Source organism: Corynebacterium ureicelerivorans (genome assembly GCF_000747315.1).
Lineage (GTDB): Bacteria > Actinomycetota > Actinomycetes > Mycobacteriales > Mycobacteriaceae > Corynebacterium > Corynebacterium mucifaciens.
The window spans coordinates 1,889,608-1,908,038 of sequence record NZ_CP009215.1 but is presented as its reverse complement, the minus strand read 5'-3'; the positions used below and the strand labels follow the sequence as shown (position 1 = coordinate 1,908,038).

Below are 18,431 nucleotides of genomic sequence, written 5' to 3'. Positions count from 1 at the left end.
TGTGAATCAACGCATCTTCGACACCAAGACCCGCACACTGCGCGACTTCGAGCCGCTTACACCCGGCCGTGTCTCCATGTACGTGTGCGGCGCCACCCCGCAGGCCAAGCCCCACATTGGGCACCTGCGCTCCGGTGTCGCGTTCGACATCGTGCGCCGCTGGTTCCTTGCCAACGGCTACGACGTTGCGTTTGTGCGCAACGTCACCGACATCGACGACAAGATCCTGACCAAGGCGAGCGAGCACGGCCGCCCCTGGTGGGAGTGGGTGTCCACCCACGAGCGCGAATTCACCCGCGCCTACGACACCCTCGGTGTGCTCCCGCCGTCCGTGGAACCGCGGGCGACCGGCCACGTGACCCAGATGGTCGAGTACATGCAGCGGCTTATCGACGCTGGCTTCGCCTACCCCCGCGACGGGTCCGTTTACTTCGACGTCAACGCGTGGGTGAACGGGGGCGGGGACTATGGCTCGATCTCCGGCAACCGGCTGGAGGACATGACGGGCGACGACCCCGACTTCGCGCTGTGGAAGGCCGCGAAACCGGGCGAGCCGAGCTGGCCCACCCCGTGGGGCCCGGGCAGGCCCGGCTGGCACCTGGAGTGCTCGGCAATGTCCACGTGGTACCTGGGCCCCGAGTTCGACATCCACGGCGGCGGGCTTGACCTGCAGTTCCCGCACCACGAAAACGAGCAGGCGCAGTCCCACGCCGCCGGGGACGGCTTCGCCCGTTTCTGGATGCACAACCACTGGGTCACGATGGCGGGCGAAAAGATGTCGAAGTCCCTCGGCAACGTGCTTTCCATCGACGCGATGCTGGAACAGGTGCGCCCGGTGGAGCTTCGCTACTACCTGGGTTCCGCGCACTACCGCAGCGTGCTGGAGTACTCGCCGGAGGCGCTGCAAGAGGCGGCAGCCGGGTACCGGCGCATCGAGGAATTCGTCAAACGCGCCGGCACGCCCGAGCCGACCACGTGGACGGAAGGGTTTGCGCAGGCGCTTGACGACGACTTCGCCGTGCCCAAAGCGCTGGCGGAGATCCACAACGTTGTGCGCGAGGGCAACAAGGCTGCGGATCCGGTGCCGCTCGCGGCGCAGGTGCGTGCGATGGCGGCCGTGCTGGGTGTGGATCCGGGGGCGTGGCCGTCGTCGTCAAGCAATAGCGCTGCGCTGGACGTGCTGGTGCGCGCTGAGCTGGAGCGCAGGGCGACCGCCCGGGCGGAGAAGGACTGGGCGACCGCGGACGAGGTGCGCGACCGCCTGGCCGCGGCCGGCATCGAGGTGACCGATACGGCTGAGGGGCCGCAGTGGCAGGTGAAGGAGTAGACCATGGCAAAACCGTACGAGCGGCCTGACAAGCAGAAGAAGAACAAGAAGGGCCCCACCAAGGGCTCGGGCGGGCAGCGCCGCCGCGGCCTGCGAGGCAAGGGCGCGACCCCGAAGGCCGAAGACCGCGTCTACCACGCGGCGCACAAGCGCAAGCTGGAGCAGCAGCGTCGCGCCCAGGGGCGCCACGACCGCGAGGTGGCGGACATGGTGGTCGGCCGCAACCCGGTAGTGGAGTGCCTGAAGGCCAAGGTGCCGGCGGAGGCGATGTACGTGGCGGCCGGCACCGGCCACGACGAGCGCCTGAGCGAGGCCGTGGGCCTGGCAAACTCCAAGAACATCCCGGTGCACGAGGTGCCGCGCCAGCAGCTCGACGCCATGACCGGCAACGGCATGCACCAGGGCATCGGGCTGAAGATCCAGCCGTACAAGTACGCCGATTTGGACGATCTGCTGGAGTCCGTGGACGGGCCGGGCATGTTCGTCGTTTTGGACAACATCACGGACCCCCGCAACCTGGGTGCGGTCATCCGCTCCACCGCGGCGTTTGGCGGCAACGGCGTGATCATCCCGGAGCGCCGTTCCGCGCAGGTCACGGGAGTGGCGTGGCGCACCTCGGCGGGCACAGCCGCCCGGCTGCCGGTCGCGCGCGTGACCAACGTGACGCGCACCGTGAAGCAGTTCCAAGACAACGGTTACACGGTGGTCGGCCTCGATGCGGGAGGGGAGCACACCCTGGACACCTTTGACCAGGCCACCGAGCCGGTCGTCATCGTCGTCGGTTCCGAGGGCAAGGGTATCTCGCGCCTCGTGCGCGAAAACTGCGACGTGATCATGTCCGTGCCCATGGAGGACTGGGTTGAATCCCTCAACGCCTCCGTTGCGGCTGGCGTGGTGCTCAGCGAGTTTGCCCGGCAAAGAAGAACTGCCGGATAAGCTCCCCGCCGGTCGGTGTCTTGGGGTTGGGGCCCAGCCGGGGGTCGAGGTCTTTGTTCACCGGTACGAGGTGCCCGGCGCCGCGGAGGGTGACAAGTCTGACCGGGTGGGGCCCGCCCCAGTCGTCGATGTGAAGCGTGTCGCTTGCAGTCACCTCGTGGCGTGTGCATCCGTTCAGTTCGGCGAAGAACGCCGCCGAGTCGGTGGCGGAGCGGGTGGTGCCCCGGTTGTTGCCGCCGATGCCGGCCATGCCGCCGTTGTAGGGCACGAGCGGGTCCTCGGTGCCGTGGACGGACAGCAGCGCAGTGGGCTGGTAGTGCTCGGTTGAGGTCAGAGTGTTGTCGGGGGTCGGCATCGAGGCGCCGAAGGTGGCCGCGCCGGTGAGCAGGCCGGGGGCGTCGAAAAGCAGGCGCATGACCATCTGGCCGCCGTTGGAGAACCCGCAGCCGAGCACGGTGCCGGCGCGGTAGTGCTCCACCACGTTGATCAGGAAGCCGACGTCGTCGATGCGCAGGCGGCGCGCGTCCTCGTTGAAGCCGGTGCGCAGGTCGTTGAAATGGTGTTTCACGCCGTCCGGGTAGACCACGGTGGGGCCGAGGCCCTCAAAGGTGCGGTCGGTGAAGTTGCGCATCACGTTGCTGGATTGCAGGGAGCCGTGCAAGACCAGCACGAGGGCATCGGGATCGCCGGGTATTTCCACCCAGCGGCGCTCGCGGCCTTGGTGGGTCAGCGTGTGGCGCTTCATGCCTGCCTTTCGTCTGCGAGCTGGGCAAGGAACTCGGCCATGGCGTCGACGTCGTCGAGGCGCACGGTGGCTATCGACGGCTTCGCACCCACCTTGATGCCAATGTCCCGCGGCCCCAGCACCGCGATGGCGTGCTCGTCCGTGTCGTCGTCGCCGGCGAACACGGTGACGTCGAAGGCCCGCTTGTACTCGGCCAAGAAGCTGCCCTTGGTAATGCTCACCGCCGAGAACTCCACCACGTTGTGGCCCTGCGTTTTCGGCCGGCCGCCCGTGTCGATGGCGTTTGCCGCCGCGAGGATCGCCTGGGCGACAGCTGGGTCGCGAACCTGCGCCACGTGCAGCACCCGCTGGAAGGGCTTGACCTCCACGTAGGCGCCTTCGGTGGCGAGGGGAGCCAGCTGCGCCTCGATGTTGTCCAGGTACGCACGGTCGGCGGCGGAAAGCGTCGGCCCCGGCTCCGCGCCGTGGGATCCGACAACCGTGACGGGGAGGTCCGCGGGCAAAATCTGCCGGATGCCCGCGATGTGGCGGCCGGTGAGGATGACCACCTCGGTGTCGGGGGCTGCCGCCAGCCTGCGGATGGCGCGCTCGGCACCGGGGTGGATGCGCACCGCGTACGGGTCCGGGTGCAGTTCCGCCAGGGTGCCGTCGAAGTCCAGGCACACAAGCATGCTGCTCATCGCATCAGCCTCACGGTCCGCCCGTCGGCGTCTACCAGCACGAGCTCGAAGTCAGCGGGGCGCGTCAGGTGCAGCGTCGCGCCGTCCACGATGAACTCTGTGAGCTGGTCGTGCGTGTGGCGCGCCCAGCCGGCGCAATCCCCCGGGTCACCCACCTGGATCTGCGAAAGGGTGACGTCGGTGTCGCCGTCGTAGACACCGGAGATATCCGCGCAGCCGGTGGTGCCGGCGAAGCTGTGGTCGTCGATACGCACCCGGGCAGGCGACGTCTCCGTGGCTGGCAGGTCCGCGTCCGCGCGCACGGAAACAACCTGCCAGCTCGGCGCCGGCGAACAGGCGACGAGGGCGAGTAGGGAAGCGGCGGGGAGGGCGCGCCTCACAGCTGCTCCAGGAACGACTGCGCCCACGCGGTGACGTCGTGTTCCATCACCCAATCGTGCATGTGACGCATGCGGGTCGGCTCCGGCTCGGTGGCCGCCATGATCGCGTCCTTAACGGATTCGAGGTCGAACGGGTTACACAGGTACGCCTCGTGCAGCTCCACGGCCGCGCCGGCGAACTCCGAGAGCACCAGCGCGCCATCCGCGTCCGGGTGGGCGGCAACGTACTCTTTCGCCACCAGGTTCATCCCGTCCTTGAACGGGGTGACCAGCATGATGTCCGCCGCCGCGTAGTAGATGCCGAGCTGTTCCTTGGGAATGCTGCGGTGCACGTAGTGCACCACCGGTCGGCCTACTTCCCCGAAGCTGCCGTTGATGCGGCCGATCGCCTCCTCCACCTCGCGCCGGGTGGTGCGGTAGTTCTCGATGCGCTCGCGCGACGGTGTCGCCAGCTGGATGAAGGCGGCGTCTTCGAGCGTTCCCTCCTCCAGCAGCGACTCAAGCGCCAGCAGGCGCTGCAGAATGCCCTTGGTGTAATCCAGGCGGTCCACACCCAGCAGCAGATGCTTCGGGTCGCCCACGGACGCGCGGAGCTCGCGTATCGACGCCTCCGGTGCCGCCGCAATCTCCGCGGAGTCGATGGAGATGGGGAACGTCCCGGTCCGGATCTCCTGGGTAAGCAGGCGGAAGTTCTCCTCGTCGGCGCCACGCTGGAAGCCGATGAGGTCGCAGCCCTTCAGGCCCTCCAAGATCTCCTCGCGCCACGGCAGCTGCTGGAACAGCGCGGGGGCGGGGAACGGAATGTGCAGGAAGAACCCGATGGTCACGTCGGGGCGGATCTCCTTGAGCATCCCCGGGACCAGCTGCAGCTGGTAGTCCTGCACCCACACGGTGGCATTCTCCGCGGCGGCGTGGGCGGCAGCTTCGGCGAACCTGCGGTTAACCGCGACGTAACGCTCCCACCACTGCTGGTTGTACTCCGGCTGGACGATCAGGTCGTGGTAGAGCGGCCACAACGTGGAGTTGGAAAAGCCCTCGTAGAACCCCTCGTAGTCCTCCTGGTCCAGGGCGACCGGCAGCAGAGAAATGCCGCCGAACGCAAAGGGCTCGAGCGCTTCACCGATGGTGCCGGGCCACCCCACCCAGCACCCTTCCCGCGCCCGGAGCACGGGAGCGAGCGCGGCGACGAGGCCGCCGGGGGAGACTTCGTATTGGTCCCCAACCTTGTCCACCGGCAGGCGGTTCGCCACCACGACGAAGTCGTTGTCCCCCATTTAGGCCTTCTTTGCAGCCTTCTTGGTCGACTTCTTTGTGGCCTTCTTGGTGGCTTTTTTCTTCGCCGCCTTCTTTACCGACTTTTTCTTGGTGGCCTTCTTCTTTGTCGCCTTCTTCTTGGTGGCCTTCTTCGGCGCTTCCTCCTCGGCGGCCTTCTCCAGGTCCTCCACGTAGCGCTTGTACACGAAGCCCTTGGGTGCGACACCCAGCATGGACATCAGCGTCACGCCGTCGAGGAAGTCCTCGGCGTAGGTTGCCACGATCCGACGGGCACCCGAAGCCGTCTGCTCCTCCACGGCGTGCATCGCCTCGGCGGTGGGGCGAGAATCGGTGATCTTGGGTGGCACTACGGTCTCCTCCTTGCATCAGGCGTCAAGGGCACTCATTTTACGCGATGAGCTTATCTCCGGCGACGCACCCTGCGCAGCTGCTCAAAGGTGACGCGGCCGGCGCGCTTGAACGCCTGATACGGCACGTAGAGCTGCGGGGCGCGGATGCGGCGGGCGATCCACTCGCCGAAGATCACGCCCGCGGCCAACGCCATGCAGGTGCCGATGGCGGTGAAGATGTTCGCCATGCCCAGGATCATCTGCTCATTCATCAGCGCATACATGCCGCGGTAGATCCAGGAGCCGGGGAGGAAGGGCGTCACGCCCGCCACGGCGGTAATCACCGGGTTGATCAAGAACCGGCGCGAGATCAGACCGCCGACGAGGCCGACCACGATGGCGCAGGCCGCCGTAGCGGAGAGCCGGCCCAGGCCCAGCGGGGCCAGCAGGAGGTAGTAACAGGCGGAGCCGATGGCGGCGGTGACGAAAGAGAGGATGATCGCGGCGCGCTCCGCGAAGCAGGACACCGCGAACGCGGCCGCGGCCATGCCGCCGCCGATGATGGTGAGCGTCGCGCTGGAGTACGCCGCGCTGCCCGGCAGCAGCTCCACCGGAGGCAGCGGCATACCCACCATCTCGGAAACCGCCACGCCGGTGGCCACACCGGCGACGATGCCGCCCGTGTTGAGCATGGCGGAAAAGAAGCGGGCGGAGGCGTTGAGGGGGGAGCCGGTCACGCCGTCGAGAAGCGATTGCACAAGGGTCAGACCCGCGAGCAGGACGATGATGCCGGTGGCGATGAGCTGGCTGGGCACGATGGTGCGCCCGATGGAGGCGGAGAAATCGTAGGCGATAGCCGCGGGCACGGTGGCGAGGAAACCGCCGACGACGTTGTGGAAGAACGCCGGCAGCCCGCCGCGGGAGAGGAGTTTGTTAAAGCCCATGATGAGGAAGGCGGTCAGGCCGCCCACCGTCATCATGAGCAGGTCGCCGCCGAGGAGCATGGCGACGAAGAACCCCATCACCGTCGAGCCCGCGAGGTTGCGGGCGTTGCGGTGGGGAATGGGGGAGGTGTCGATGTCGTTGAGGATCCGCTCCGCCATCTCCGGCGGTGTCGCGCCGGAGCGGATGGAGCGGATGAGGCGATCCACTTCCTGCAGCTTGTGGTAGTTCTCGCTGATCATGTGGACCACGCGGAACACGTTCACGGGCGTGCGCTGGTCAACGCCGATGATGGTGTTCAAGGTGATGGTGTTCACCGTGATGGACACATGGACGTAGTGCAGGCCGTAGGAGGAGCACACGGTGTGTATCTGCTTGGCCGCGTCTGCAGACGTGGTGGCGTTGGCGATGAGGATCTCGCCGATGCGCGCGGCGATGTTCATTACCGCGGCCACCTCGGCCGGATCCGTCAGGTTGATGGGCGCGAGGACGGACGGCGGCGGCGACGTGCGGGCTTCGTCGATTGTTGCTAAGCGCTGCCGGGAGCCCGAAATCCGCTCCCACAAAGAGTTGCCTTCTGCCACACGCTCACACTAACGGTTGGCCTGTTGTGACGCACCGTTGTGACGCACTGTTGTGACTCGAGCGCGGGGCGAGTGTAAGATTTTGCAGCACTGCTGGAGTGGCGCAATTGGTAGCGCAACGGTCTTGTAAACCGTAGGTTGCGGGTTCAAGTCCCGTCTCCAGCTCCATTTCTTTTCGGGGGAAGTCCGCGTCGCGCGCTCAGTGGACGTACAGGAAACGTGCAGAGTTGTCCGGTTTAATCGTTTCCAATCGTTGTGACGTGTGAGTGACCGTCTGAAAAACGTGGAAACGGAGTGGATGACATGGCAGAAAGCGCTCAGAACCTGAAGGTGCTGGTTGTAGACGACGAGCCGAACATTGTGGAGCTGTTGACCGTCTCCCTGAAGTTCCAGGGTTTTGACGTGGAGACCGCGAACTCGGGGGCGGACGCGCTGGAGCTCGCCCGCTCGTGGCGGCCGGACGCGTACATCCTCGACGTCATGATGCCGGAGATGGACGGCTTTGAGCTGCTGAGCAAGCTGCGCGGCGAGGGCCTCGACTCCCCGGTGCTGTTCCTCACCGCGAAGGACGCGGTGGAAGACCGCATCCACGGCCTGACCATCGGCGCGGACGACTACGTGACCAAGCCGTTTTCGCTTGAAGAGGTGATCACCCGCCTGCGCGTGATCCTGCGCCGCGGCAATGTGACGGACGATTCTAACGAGGATTCGACCCTGCGCTACGCGGACCTCACCCTCAACGACGACACCCACGAGGTGACCAAGGCCGGCGAGATCGTGGAGTTGTCGCCCACCGAATTCAACCTCCTGCGCTACCTCATGCTCAACGCCGAGGTGGTGGTGTCCAAGGCGAAAATCCTGGACAACGTGTGGCACTACGATTTCGGCGGCGACGGCAACGTGGTCGAGTCCTACATTTCCTACCTGCGCCGTAAGGTCGACACCGGCGACGTGCAGCTCATCCACACGGTCCGCGGCGTGGGCTACGTGCTGCGCACCCCGCGCCAGTAGTGTCCATGGCCTTTTCGGTGTTCAGCGCGCCGTCGAAAAAGCCGCTCAAGCGCCAGCTGGTGGCGGCGGTGATGGTGGCGTCCACGCTGGGGATCGCGCTCAGCTCCATGCTGATTTTCGCCGTGATGCGCAACTTCCTCTTCGACCGCGCCGATAACCAGCTCCGGGAAGGGCTGGACACGTGGGCACAGCAGACGCCAGCGTGGCAGTTCAACTACTTCAGCTTGCCCAGCGAGTTCAACCAGGCGACGCTATACCCCGGCATCGACCAGCTCGTGCCGCGGCGGGGCGCGACCGACCCGCCCGACTATTCCCAGGTGGAGCGCCTGGACACGCCCACGACAATCACCTCGGCGGGTGGCGTGGGCACCGGCACGAAATGGCGTGCAATTGCGCACCAGCAGGCGGACGGCACGGTGCAGTACGTAGCGAAGTCGCTGGAGACCGAGGGCAAGATGCTGCGTGCGCTCGCCTGGGTGGAAGCCGGCGTGGGCGTGCTCGCGCTGCTCGGCATCGCGGTGGCCGCAAACTATATGGTTGCCCGCGCGCTCGCGCCGCTGAAGATCGTGGAAAACACGGCGCTGGCCATCGCCAACGGCGACACGGACCGCCGCGTGCCGGCATGGTCGCGCGAGACCGAGGTGGGCAGTTTGTCCTACGCCATGAACACGATGGTGTCCAAGCTGCAGGACTCCCTGGTCAACGCGCAGGTGCAGGAGGAGCAGATGCGCCGGTTTGTCGGCGACGCCTCCCACGAGTTGCGCACCCCGCTGACCAGCGTGCGCGGCTACACGGAGCTCTACCGCAAGGGCATGGCCAACGACCCGGACATGGTGCTGGCCAAGATCGACGAGGAATCGGCCCGCATGCAGCTGCTTGTCGAGGACCTGCTGGCGCTGACCCGCGCGGAGGGGGCGCGCCTGAACACCAAACCCACGGACGTGCTCGAGCTGGTGCTCTCCGCCAAGAGCACGGTGGACGCGGCGTTCCCGGACCGCCGCGTGGACGTCATCGCAGACACCCCGGACGTGGTGGAGGTCAACGGCGACCCGGACCGGCTGCACCAGGTGCTGGTCAACCTGATCACCAACGCCTACAAGCACGCCGGCCCGGACGCGGAGGTGACGGTGACTATCCGGCGCAACTTGGACCGGGCGGTGGTTGACGTCACGGACAACGGCTGCGGCATGGAGGCCAAGGACGCGGAACACATCTTCGAGCGCTTCTACCGCGCCGACAGCTCCCGCAACCGCGCCACGGGCGGCTCCGGCTTGGGCCTGGCCATCACGAAATCCCTCATCGAGGCCCACGGCGGCACGGTGACGGTGGACACCGCGCCGGGCAAGGGCTCGACGTTTACGCTGTCGCTTCCTGCTGTGTAAGGCCCCGGCGGATGGTCTCCGCGGCGGCATCCATCTTGGCCGGGTCGGTCTCGTCGTTGCGCATCGCGGTGGACAGCGTGTAGCCGGACATGTCGTTAGCGGGGAAGACGTGGATGTGCGCGTGGGGCACCTCAAAGCCGGCGATGAGGTAGCCGGCGCGCTCGGCGTCGAACTCCTCTACGATCACGGCGCCGATGCGTTGCGCCACCTCGTTCATGTGCGCCCACAGCTCGGACGGGATATCGGTCCACTTGTCAATTTCCTCCACCGGCACGATGAGCGTGTGGCCGTACGCCACCGGCTCGATGGTGAGAAACGCGGCGACGGTGTCGTCCTGGTAGACGATTCGGCCTGGGATGTCGCCGGCGATGATCTTGCTGAATACGGTGCTCATGATTTCAAACGCTACCGGTAAATTAAGGCCCATGCGCATCCTTGTCATCGGCTCGGGCGGCCGCGAACACGCCCTTCTCCACGCAATGCACGGCCACGAGCTCACGGTTGCCCCGGGCAACGCGGGCATGTCCGGCTTAGCGACGGTGCGTTCCGTCGACGTCGCCTCCCCGGAGGCCATCGTCGCGTTGGCACACGACGTCGAGGCGGAGCTTGTGGTGATCGGCCCGGAGGTGCCGTTGGTGGCGGGCGCCGCGGACGCCCTGATTGAGGCGGGTATTCCGGTGTTCGGGCCGACGCAGGCTGCAGCGCAGCTCGAGGGCTCGAAGGCGTTTGCCAAGGACGTGATGGCGGCAGCAGGGGTGCTGACTGCCTCGGCGTCGCGCGTCGAGGCCGCGGAGGACATCGAGGCGGCGCTGGACGAGTTCGGCCCACGCTACGTGGTCAAAGACGACGGGCTCGCCGGCGGCAAGGGCGTGGTGGTCACCGAGGACCGCGCCGAGGCGAAGGCGCACGCGGAGGCGGTCATCGCGTCCGGCAACCCGGTGCTGTTCGAGTCCTTCCTGGAAGGCCCGGAGGTCTCGCTGTTTTGCCTGGTGGACGGCGAGACTGTGGTGCCGCTACTGCCGGCGCAGGACCACAAGCGTGCCTACGACAACGACGAGGGCCCCAACACCGGCGGCATGGGCGCGTACGCGCCGCTGCCGTGGCTGCCGGAGGATGGCGTGGAGACCATTGTGGATACCATCGCCCGGCCGGTCGCCGCCGAGATGGTGCGCCGCGGCACCCCGTACCAGGGTCTGCTGTACGTCGGCGCGGCGTGGGGCCCCGAGGGGCCAGCTGTGGTGGAGTTCAACGCCCGCTTCGGCGACCCGGAGACCCAGGCAGTGCTATCGCTGCTGGAAACGCCGCTGGCGGGCGTGCTGCTCGCCGTGGCGCAGGGCCGGTTGGCGCAGGTGGAGCCGCTGCAGTGGCGCGATGGCTTTGCGGCCATGGTGGTGCTGGCCGCGGAGGACTACCCGCAGGCGGCGAAGACCGGAGGTGCGGTCACGGGCGAGGCGCTGGGTGACCCGGCGAAGGTGCTGCACGCGGGCACCGCGCTGGAAGACGGGCAGCTGGTGGCCTCCGGCGGCCGCGTGCTCGGCACCGTCGGGCGCGGCGCGACCCTTAAGGAGGCGGTGGCTGAGGCGTACCGGGTCATCGAGGGCATCGAGCTTCCCGGTTCCTTCTACCGCACAGACATTGCCCGCCCCGCGATCGAGGGAGCCATCTCCTTATGATGAATGCCGTGAAGCCGAATAACGCGAATGTTTTGAGCAACCGCTACGCCTCCCCGGAGATGGCCACACTGTGGGCCCCGGAGCACAAGATCGTCCTGGAGCGCCAGCTCTGGATCGCAGTGCTGAAGGCGCAGCAGGAACTCGGGGTTGCGGTCGCGCCCGGCGCGATCGAGGACTACGAGCGGGTTGTGGACCAGGTTGACCTGGATTCCATCGCGGCCCGCGAGCGCGTCACCCGCCACGACGTGAAGGCGCGTATCGAGGAGTTCAACGCGCTGGCGGGCCACGAGGAGATCCACAAGGGCATGACGTCCCGGGACCTCACCGAAAACGTGGAGCAGCTGCAGGTGCGTCGGGCGCTGGAGCTCACCCGCGACAAGGCCATCGCGCTGCTGAAAGCGGTGGGCAACCGCGCGGGCGAGTACAAGTCCCTCGTTATGGCGGGCCGCTCCCACAACGTCGCGGCGCAGGCGACCACCTTGGGCAAGCGCTTCGCGTCCGCGGCGGACGAGATCCTGGTGGCGGTGGAGCGAATTGAGGAGCTGCTGTCCCGCTACCCGTTGCGCGGCATCAAGGGCCCGATGGGTACAGCACAGGACATGCTCGATTTGATGGGGGGCGACGAGGAGAAGCTATCCCGCCTCGAGCAGGGGATTGCGGAAGGCCTGGGCTTCGACCGCGTCTTCGATTCGGTGGGCCAGGTGTACCCGCGTTCCCTCGACTTCGACGTCGTTTCCGCCCTGGTGCAACTGGGGGCGGGCCCGTCGTCGCTGGCCACCACCATCCGCCTGATGGCCGGCAACGAAACGGTCACCGAGGGCTTCAAGGAGGGGCAGGTCGGCTCCTCGGCCATGCCGCACAAGATGAACGCGCGCTCGTGCGAGCGGGTCGGCGGGTTCCAGGTGATCCTGCGGGGCTACCTCACCATGGTGGCGGACCTTGCCGGCCAGCAGTGGAACGAGGGCGACGTGTTCTGCTCCGTGGTGCGCCGCGTGGCCCTGCCGGACGCGTTCTTTGCCATCGACGGCCAGCTGGAGACGATGCTGACCGTGCTCGACGAGTTCGGCGCGTTCCCGGCGATGATCAACCGCGAGCTGGACCGCTACCTGCCCTTCTTGGCCACCACCCGCATCCTCATGGCGTCCGTCCGCGCGGGCGTGGGCCGCGAGACCGCGCACGAAGTGATCAAGGAAAACGCGGTCGCCATGGCGCTGGACATGCGCGAGCACGGCGCAGAGCAGAATCTGGTGGAGCGGCTGGCCGACGACGAGCGCTTGCCGCTGGACGCAGATGCCCTGAACCAGGCGCTGGCGGACCGGCACGCGTTCATCGGCGCCGCTGAGGCGCAGGTGGACCGTGTGCTCGCGCGCGTGCAGGCGCTGGTCGACACGCACCCGGAGGCGGCCGCCTACACCCCGGGCGACATCCTGTAGCTACTTCCAGAGCTATTCCCAGGTCACGGCGGCGTCGTGGCTGCGCAGCTCGACGCCCGTGGCCACAATCCCCGGGTCGGCGCTGCCGGCCCAGGAGGCGACGAAGCCCTCGTAGGTGTCGTTTTCCCGCAGGTCCCGGATGTAGCCGGTGACGGTGGTGTCGCCGCAGTAGGCGGGGTCGGCCCGGTTGGCGGCCAGGGAGCCGTCGATAGGCGAAAGCTCAGGCATTGCGACAGTGACGTCGCGGGAGAATTCGCCGATAGCCACCGGGGTGTAGGTGACCGGGAAGCACACGATGCTCGCTGCCTCTGCCGCACTGCGGGGCGCGCGGGAGGTGGTGGGCTCATCCACCGTGATCTCCCACTGCACGGGCACGTGGAAGCGCACGTCCTCGGTGACGATGCTCGCGGTTTGGCCGAAGCGGAATGTCGCGCCGTCGCGGGAGGGGGTAAACGGCGGCATGTCGCCGTCAAACGGCGCCGGCGCGGCGCAGGCAACCAACGCGAGGGGGAGGAGGACTGCGGTCGCACGGATTTTCACGGCGCATATACTAGCGCGCATGCGTCCAGAGCTTTCAGATTACTCACACATCTCCGGCGGCAAGGTTCGCGAAATCTACGAGGTGGATGACCAGACCCTGCTCATGGTCGCGACCGACCGTATCTCCGCGTTCGATTTCTCCCTCGAGCCGGCAATCCCGGACAAGGGGCGAATCCTCACCGCGACCTCGATGTTCTTCTTCGACCTGCTGTCCGACGTGCCGAACCACCTGGCCGGTCCGATCGACGACGAGCGCATCCCCGCCGACGTCCTCGGCCGCGCGATGGTGGTGAAGAAGCTGGACATGGTGCCGTTCGAGTGCGTTGCCCGCGGTTACCTCACCGGCTCCGGCAAGAAGGAGTACGACGCCACCGGGCGGGTGTGCGGCGTGAAGCTGCCCGAGGGGCTCACGGAGGCATCCAAGCTGGAGGAGCCAATCTTCACCCCCGCCACTAAGGCGGAGCAGGGCGACCACGACGTCAACGTCACGTTCGAGCACATGGCGGGCAAGCTTGGCGGTGAGCTTGCCGAGCGCCTGCGCGACGCGACCCTGGATGTGTACCGCCGCGCCGCCGACTACGCGGAGAGCAAGGGCATCATCCTCGCCGACACCAAGCTCGAGTTCGGGCTGGACGAACACGGTGAGCTCGTGCTTGCCGACGAAGTGCTGACGCCGGACTCCTCCCGCTACTGGCCGGCGGACAGCTACGAGGAGGGGCGCAGCCAGCCCAGCTTTGACAAGCAATACGTGCGCAACTGGCTCACCGGCCCCAAGGCCGGCTGGGACCAGGAAGAAGGCACCCCGCCGCCGGAGCTGCCCGGCTCCGTGGTCGAGGCCACCCGCGAGCGCTACATCGAGGCGTACGAGCGACTCAGCGGTCGCCGCTTTTCCGAGTGGCCGGGTGAGCACGCATGATCCCTCCGGTAGCTGCCAAGCGCCCGAGCACCCGCGCGTTCCACGGCCGGGAGTTCGTAGACGACTACGAGTGGCTGCGCGACAAGGACAACCCCGAGGTCATCGCCCACCTCGAGGCGGAAAACGCCTACACGGACGCGCAGACGTCCGCGTGGTCTGGGCTGGTGGACGACGTCTACAACGAGATCAAGTCCCGGATCAAAGAAACGGATATGTCCGTGCCGGTGCGTCAGGGCGACTGGTGGTACTACGGGCGCACCATCGAGGGCAAGGACTACGCCATCTCGTGCCGTGTGCCCACCGCTGGCGAGCCGTGGACGCCGCCCGAGGTCACGGACGAGATGCCGGGGGAGCAGGTGCTTCTCGACGTCAACGAGCTGGCCGCTGGACACGAGTTCTTTTCCATCGGGGCGTCGTCGGTGTCCACCTCCGGCCGGCTGCTCGCGTATTCCTACGACACCGCCGGCGACGAGCGCTTCACCCTGCGAGTGAAGGACCTGCAGACCGGCGAGTCGCTCGACGACGTCCTAGAGGGCATCTTCTACGGCGCGACCTGGGCGGGGGAGGACTACCTGTTCTACGTCCGCGTGGACGACGCGTGGCGCCCCTACCAGGTGTGGCGGCACGCGCTCGGCACCGATGCGTCCGAGGACGTGCTGGTCTACGAGGAGCCGGACGAAAAATTCGGCGTTGGCGTCGGCGTGGACCGCGCCGAACGCTACCTGTTCATTGCGGCGTCGTCATCGCTGACCTCCGAGTACCGCGTGGTGCCGCTTGCAGATCCCACTGCGTCCTTCGAGGTCATGTGGCCGCGCGAAGCCGGCATCGAGTACGGCGTGAACCTCGCCGTCGTGGGTGGCGAAGAACAGTGGGTGGTCACCCACAACGCCCACGGGCCGAACTTCTGCGTCTCGACGGTTCCTGTCGGTACCTTGCCGCCCCTGCGGGAGCTCGACGTATTGGTGGAGCATTCCGACACCGTGCGCGTCGAAGGCGTGGACACGTACCGCGACTTCATGTTCATGGAGTACCGCCGCGGCGGTATCTCGCGCCTGGCGGTGGCCCCGCTGGGTGAGCGCTTCGGCGATTTCACGGAGCTTGCGTTCTCCGAGGAGCTCTACACCGTGGGGCTGGGCGGCAACCCCGAGTGGGAAGCCCCGGTGGTCCGCGTCGTCTACTCCTCCTACACCCAGCCGACGCAGGTGCTGGACTACAACGTTTCCACCGGCGAGACGACGTTGCTGAAAGAGCAGGAGGTCGAGGGCGGCTACGACCCGAGCGAGTACGAGGCATTCCGTGTGTGGGCGACCGCCCCGGACGGGGAGCAGGTGCCGGTCTCGGTGGTGCGCCGGAGGGGTGTCGAGAAGCAGGCGCCCGCGCTGCTGTACGGGTACGGCTCGTACGAGGCCTCCATGGACCCCGGGTTCTCGGTGTCGCGGCTGAGCCTGCTCGACCGCGGCATGGTGTGGGCCTGCGCACATGTGCGCGGCGGCGGCGAGATGGGCCGCGGCTGGTACGACAACGGCAAGATGCTGCACAAGACCAACACGTTCACGGACTTCATCGCGTGCGCGGATCGTCTCGTGGAGCTGGGCCTGACCACCCCCGAGCGGCTGGTGGCAGAAGGCGGCTCCGCAGGCGGGCTGCTCATGGGCGCGGTGGCCAACATGGCGCCGGAGAAGTTTGCCGGAATCCTCGCCGTCGTGCCGTTCGTGGACCCGCTGACCTCCATTCTGAAGCCCGAGCTGCCGCTGACGGTGGGCGAGTGGGAGGAGTGGGGCGACCCGTACCACGACCCGGAGGTGTACGACTACATGGCCACGTACGCCCCATACGAGAACGTCGCCGACCAGGAGTACCCGGCGGTTCTGGCCGTGACCTCCCTCAACGACACGCGCGTGCTTTACGTCGAGCCCGCGAAGTGGATAGCCAAGTTGCGGGAAGTCGGCCGCGGTGGGCCGTTCTTGCTCAAGACGGAAATGTCCGCGGGGCACGGCGGCGTGTCCGGCCGCTACGCCAAGTGGAAGCAGACGGCGTTCGAGTACGCGTGGACGCTGGTCACCGCCGGAGCGGATGAGGTGACGAGGTAGGGCGCGCGGGGACGGGCCGGTTGTGCGATAATTTCCGGTATGCCAGGCCGTCTCCTCGTCTCCGTTTCCTCTATTTTCGACGAGACCCTGGACGGGGTGCGCAACCTGGTGGACGAGCTGGACCGCCGGGAGATTCCGGTGTCGCTCTTGGTGGCGCCGCACATTGACAAGCGGTGGCACCTGGCAAAAGACAAGCAGACCCGTTCATGGCTGCGCGCGCAGCTCGGTGATCGGGCTGTGCTGCTCAACGGCTTTGACCAGCCGGTGCAGGGCCGCCGCGCCGAATTTGCCACCCTCCAAGAACACGAGGCTCGGCTGCGCCTCAAGGGGGCTACACGCCAGATGGAGTCCCTCGGGTTCGACCTGCGCATGTTCGCACCGCCGCGCTGGCAGCTTTCCCGGGGCACGCTGGATGTCTTGCCTGATTTCGCGTTCGACATCGCTGTGTCCAGCAAGGGCATCCACAACCTGCGCACCGGCGGGTTCACGCAATCCCGCAACCTCTCGGTGGGTGAAGGCTACGGCGCGGCGAAGTGGTGGCGCCGCAACGTGATCAAGGCGGCGGCGCGTGGCGCGGAGCGGGGTAACACGATCAGGCTCTCGGTCTCCGGCCGCGAGCTCGACCAGAAGAAAGTGCGCCGGGACTTCCTCAATGCGGCTGAGGCGGCGGTGGACGCCGGCGCGCGGCCCGATGACTACCGGGCGTTCCTATAACGCCCCACGCCCCGGCACACCAGGTAGATGCCGAAGGACACGAACGCCACGAACACCGAGACGGGCACCCCGGGGGCGAGCGAGAGCAGCATCCCGCCCACCGCAGAAAGCTCAGCGAACACCACCGAATAGACGACCGCCCTGCGCGGGCTGGCCGTGATCTGCGCGGCGGCGGCGCCAGGGGTGATCAACAGCGACATCACCAGCAGCGCGCCGACGATCTGGACGCTTTGCGCCGAGGCCACGCCCACCAGGACTGCGAACAGGAAGGCCATGGCGCGCACCGGCACGCCGCTGGCCGCGGCCATCTCCGGGTCTGCGGAGGCGAACAGCAGCGGTCGCCAGCACGCGGCCACGGCGACGACCACAACCGCGGTGGTCAGACCCAGCAACCACAGGTCTTGCCCGTTCACGCCCACAATTTGGCCGGTGAGCAGCGACAGCGCGCGGCCGGAATTGCCCGGGTAGAGGTGGATGAACAGCACGGACAGGCCCATGCCGAAGCTCATCACTACGCCCACGGCCGAATCCTGCTGGCCTTTCAGACCCAGCGCGGCCAGCACGAGCGCGGCCACCACGGCGCCGGCAATCGCGCCCGCGCCGACGTTGAGGCCGAACAGCAGGGCCGCGGAGGCGCCCATCAGCGCCAGTTCGCTCGTGGCGTGGACCGAAAACGACATCTGGCGCAGCACCACCAGCGGCGCCATCACCCCCGACAAGACACCCAGCAGGGCGCACGCCACCAGGGTCGCGCGCACGAAGCCCAGGTTGAGCAGCTCGAGCGTTGTCACAGGACCACCATCCTTCCGTCCACCTCGACCACGTCCACGCGCGTGCCATACAACTCGCTGAGCACTTCAGAGCGCATGACCTCGCCCACTGTGCCCACCACGTGGCCCTCTGGCCCGATGTAGAGCACGCGGTCGACCACGCCGAGTAACGGGTTGATGGAGTGGGTCACGCACACCACCGCCGCCGGGTGCTCGTGCAGCCTGCGGACGGTGCCGCGTTGGCGGGCCGGGTCGAGGGAGAGCAGTGGCTCGTCGGCAAGCACAAGCTCCGGGTTCTGCGCAAACGCCTGCGCTTGGCGGATAAGCTGCTGCTGCCCTCCGGAGAGCAGCCCCACGCGCTCGTTGGCAAACCCGAGCGCCCCCACGGCGTCGAGCTGCTTGTCGACGACCGCTTCGCCCACCGGCCGCCGGTGCGAAATTGCAAGCGAGACCAGGTCCCGCCCCCGCACGGGGAGATCGCGGGGGAACATGCGCTGCTGCGGAATCAACCCGACGCGGCCGACAACCTCGACGCTGCCGGCGGTGAGCTCGCGCACGCCCAGGATGGTGCCGAGGAGCGTCGATTTGCCCACCCCGTTCGGCCCAAGCACTGCGAGGAACTCGCCGCGCTCGAGCGTGAGGTCGAGGCCGCTCCACAGGGGCGCGACGGCGGCGCCACGAATCTGAAGGATCACTTGCGGGGA

The 18,431-nt window shown here is 67.3% G+C and carries 19 protein-coding genes and 1 tRNA gene; 10 read left to right on the top strand and 10 right to left on the bottom strand.

What is annotated here, in order from left to right; translation table 11 throughout:
- The first annotated feature begins 1 nt into the window (after position 1).
- Together cysS and rlmB are read left to right on the top strand one after the other, a co-directional pair.
- Complete coding sequence (cysS, locus tag CUREI_RS09455; protein ID WP_038612984.1) at positions 2-1,327, top strand: cysteine--tRNA ligase; 1,326 nt, start codon at positions 2-4, stop codon at positions 1,325-1,327.
- A gap of 3 nt (positions 1,328-1,330) precedes the next feature.
- Positions 1,331-2,263, top strand: coding sequence for a 23S rRNA (guanosine(2251)-2'-O)-methyltransferase RlmB (rlmB, locus tag CUREI_RS09450; protein WP_038612981.1), 933 nt, complete (start codon positions 1,331-1,333; stop codon positions 2,261-2,263).
- Here rlmB and CUREI_RS09445 read toward each other — a convergent pair.
- Genes CUREI_RS09445 through thrE form a run of 6 tightly spaced genes read right to left on the bottom strand, consistent with a single transcriptional unit; the run spans position 2,226 to position 7,198 of the window.
- Positions 2,226-3,008, bottom strand: a complete 783-nt coding sequence (locus CUREI_RS09445) for an alpha/beta hydrolase family esterase (RefSeq protein WP_038612979.1) — start codon at positions 3,006-3,008, stop codon at positions 2,226-2,228. The two genes, rlmB and CUREI_RS09445, sit on opposite strands and share 38 nt — an antisense overlap.
- The gene (locus CUREI_RS09440) at positions 3,005-3,688 is read right to left on the bottom strand and encodes a trehalose-phosphatase (protein ID WP_038612977.1); all 684 of its coding nucleotides are present in this window, start codon (positions 3,686-3,688) and stop codon (positions 3,005-3,007) included. Before CUREI_RS09440 ends, CUREI_RS09445 begins: the two co-directional genes overlap by 4 nt.
- On the bottom strand, positions 3,685-4,068 hold the full coding sequence (locus CUREI_RS09435) for a hypothetical protein (RefSeq protein ID WP_144242451.1): 384 nt from the start codon (positions 4,066-4,068) through the stop codon (positions 3,685-3,687). Before CUREI_RS09435 ends, CUREI_RS09440 begins: the two co-directional genes overlap by 4 nt.
- The gene (locus CUREI_RS09430) at positions 4,065-5,342 is read right to left on the bottom strand and encodes an alpha,alpha-trehalose-phosphate synthase (UDP-forming) (RefSeq protein WP_038612973.1); all 1,278 of its coding nucleotides are present in this window, start codon (positions 5,340-5,342) and stop codon (positions 4,065-4,067) included. The genes CUREI_RS09435 and CUREI_RS09430 overlap by 4 nt, the downstream gene beginning before the upstream one ends.
- A complete protein-coding gene (locus CUREI_RS09425; RefSeq protein ID WP_038612972.1) occupies positions 5,343-5,690 on the bottom strand; it encodes a hypothetical protein in 348 nt (115 codons plus the stop codon).
- A gap of 53 nt (positions 5,691-5,743) precedes the next feature.
- Entirely contained in the window at positions 5,744-7,198 is a 1,455-nt protein-coding gene (gene thrE / locus CUREI_RS09420; RefSeq protein WP_051952322.1) for a threonine/serine exporter ThrE, read from the bottom strand.
- 92 nt (positions 7,199-7,290) lie between these two features.
- On the opposite strand from thrE, the gene CUREI_RS09415 reads away from it, so the two are divergent.
- The 3 genes from CUREI_RS09415 to CUREI_RS09405 all read left to right on the top strand — a co-directional run bounded on the left by CUREI_RS09415 (position 7,291) and on the right by CUREI_RS09405 (position 9,591).
- Positions 7,291-7,366 (top strand) — tRNA-Thr (locus CUREI_RS09415).
- A 135-nt stretch (positions 7,367-7,501) separates the two neighbouring features.
- Positions 7,502-8,209: a response regulator transcription factor gene (locus tag CUREI_RS09410; RefSeq protein WP_038612970.1), complete on the top strand. Its 708-nt coding sequence runs from the start codon at positions 7,502-7,504 to the stop codon at positions 8,207-8,209.
- Positions 8,210-8,214: 5 nt separating this feature from the next.
- Positions 8,215-9,591: a sensor histidine kinase gene (locus CUREI_RS09405; protein ID WP_051952321.1), complete on the top strand. Its 1,377-nt coding sequence runs from the start codon at positions 8,215-8,217 to the stop codon at positions 9,589-9,591.
- Here CUREI_RS09405 and CUREI_RS09400 read toward each other — a convergent pair.
- Positions 9,566-9,985, bottom strand: coding sequence for an HIT family protein (locus CUREI_RS09400; protein ID WP_038614372.1), 420 nt, complete (start codon positions 9,983-9,985; stop codon positions 9,566-9,568). The two genes, CUREI_RS09405 and CUREI_RS09400, sit on opposite strands and share 26 nt — an antisense overlap.
- 31 nt (positions 9,986-10,016) lie before the next feature.
- Here CUREI_RS09400 and purD point away from each other — a divergent pair, with 31 nt between their 5' ends.
- Both purD and purB read left to right on the top strand, forming a co-directional pair.
- Positions 10,017-11,264 carry a phosphoribosylamine--glycine ligase gene (purD, locus tag CUREI_RS09395; protein WP_038612968.1) on the top strand — a complete coding sequence of 416 codons (1,248 nt, stop codon included), beginning with the start codon at positions 10,017-10,019 and terminating at the stop codon, positions 11,262-11,264.
- Positions 11,264-12,697, top strand: a complete 1,434-nt coding sequence (purB, locus tag CUREI_RS09390) for an adenylosuccinate lyase (protein ID WP_038614370.1) — start codon at positions 11,264-11,266, stop codon at positions 12,695-12,697. Before purD ends, purB begins: the two co-directional genes overlap by 1 nt.
- Positions 12,698-12,709: 12 nt before the next feature.
- Here purB and CUREI_RS12340 read toward each other — a convergent pair whose 3' ends face one another.
- Complete coding sequence (locus tag CUREI_RS12340) at positions 12,710-13,237, bottom strand: hypothetical protein (protein ID WP_038612966.1); 528 nt, start codon at positions 13,235-13,237, stop codon at positions 12,710-12,712.
- Positions 13,238-13,256: 19 nt separating this feature from the next.
- Here CUREI_RS12340 and CUREI_RS09380 point away from each other — a divergent pair, with 19 nt between their 5' ends.
- From CUREI_RS09380 to CUREI_RS09370, 3 genes are read left to right on the top strand one after another with little or no spacing between them, the layout of a single operon-like run.
- Positions 13,257-14,153, top strand: a complete 897-nt coding sequence (locus tag CUREI_RS09380; RefSeq protein ID WP_038612964.1) for a phosphoribosylaminoimidazolesuccinocarboxamide synthase — start codon at positions 13,257-13,259, stop codon at positions 14,151-14,153.
- A complete protein-coding gene (locus CUREI_RS09375) occupies positions 14,150-16,243 on the top strand; it encodes a S9 family peptidase (protein ID WP_038612962.1) in 2,094 nt (697 codons plus the stop codon). The genes CUREI_RS09380 and CUREI_RS09375 overlap by 4 nt, the downstream gene beginning before the upstream one ends.
- Before the next feature lie 39 nt (positions 16,244-16,282).
- Positions 16,283-16,957 carry a DUF2334 domain-containing protein gene (locus tag CUREI_RS09370; RefSeq protein WP_038612960.1) on the top strand — a complete coding sequence of 225 codons (675 nt, stop codon included), beginning with the start codon at positions 16,283-16,285 and terminating at the stop codon, positions 16,955-16,957.
- Here the strand turns inward: CUREI_RS09370 and CUREI_RS09365 are convergent.
- A complete protein-coding gene (locus CUREI_RS09365; protein ID WP_038612958.1) occupies positions 16,939-17,748 on the bottom strand; it encodes a metal ABC transporter permease in 810 nt (269 codons plus the stop codon). The genes CUREI_RS09370 and CUREI_RS09365 overlap by 19 nt on opposite strands.
- Positions 17,745-18,422, bottom strand: coding sequence for a metal ABC transporter ATP-binding protein (locus tag CUREI_RS09360; RefSeq protein ID WP_038612957.1), 678 nt, complete (start codon positions 18,420-18,422; stop codon positions 17,745-17,747). Before CUREI_RS09360 ends, CUREI_RS09365 begins: the two co-directional genes overlap by 4 nt.
- Between the last annotated feature and the right edge of the window lie 9 nt (positions 18,423-18,431).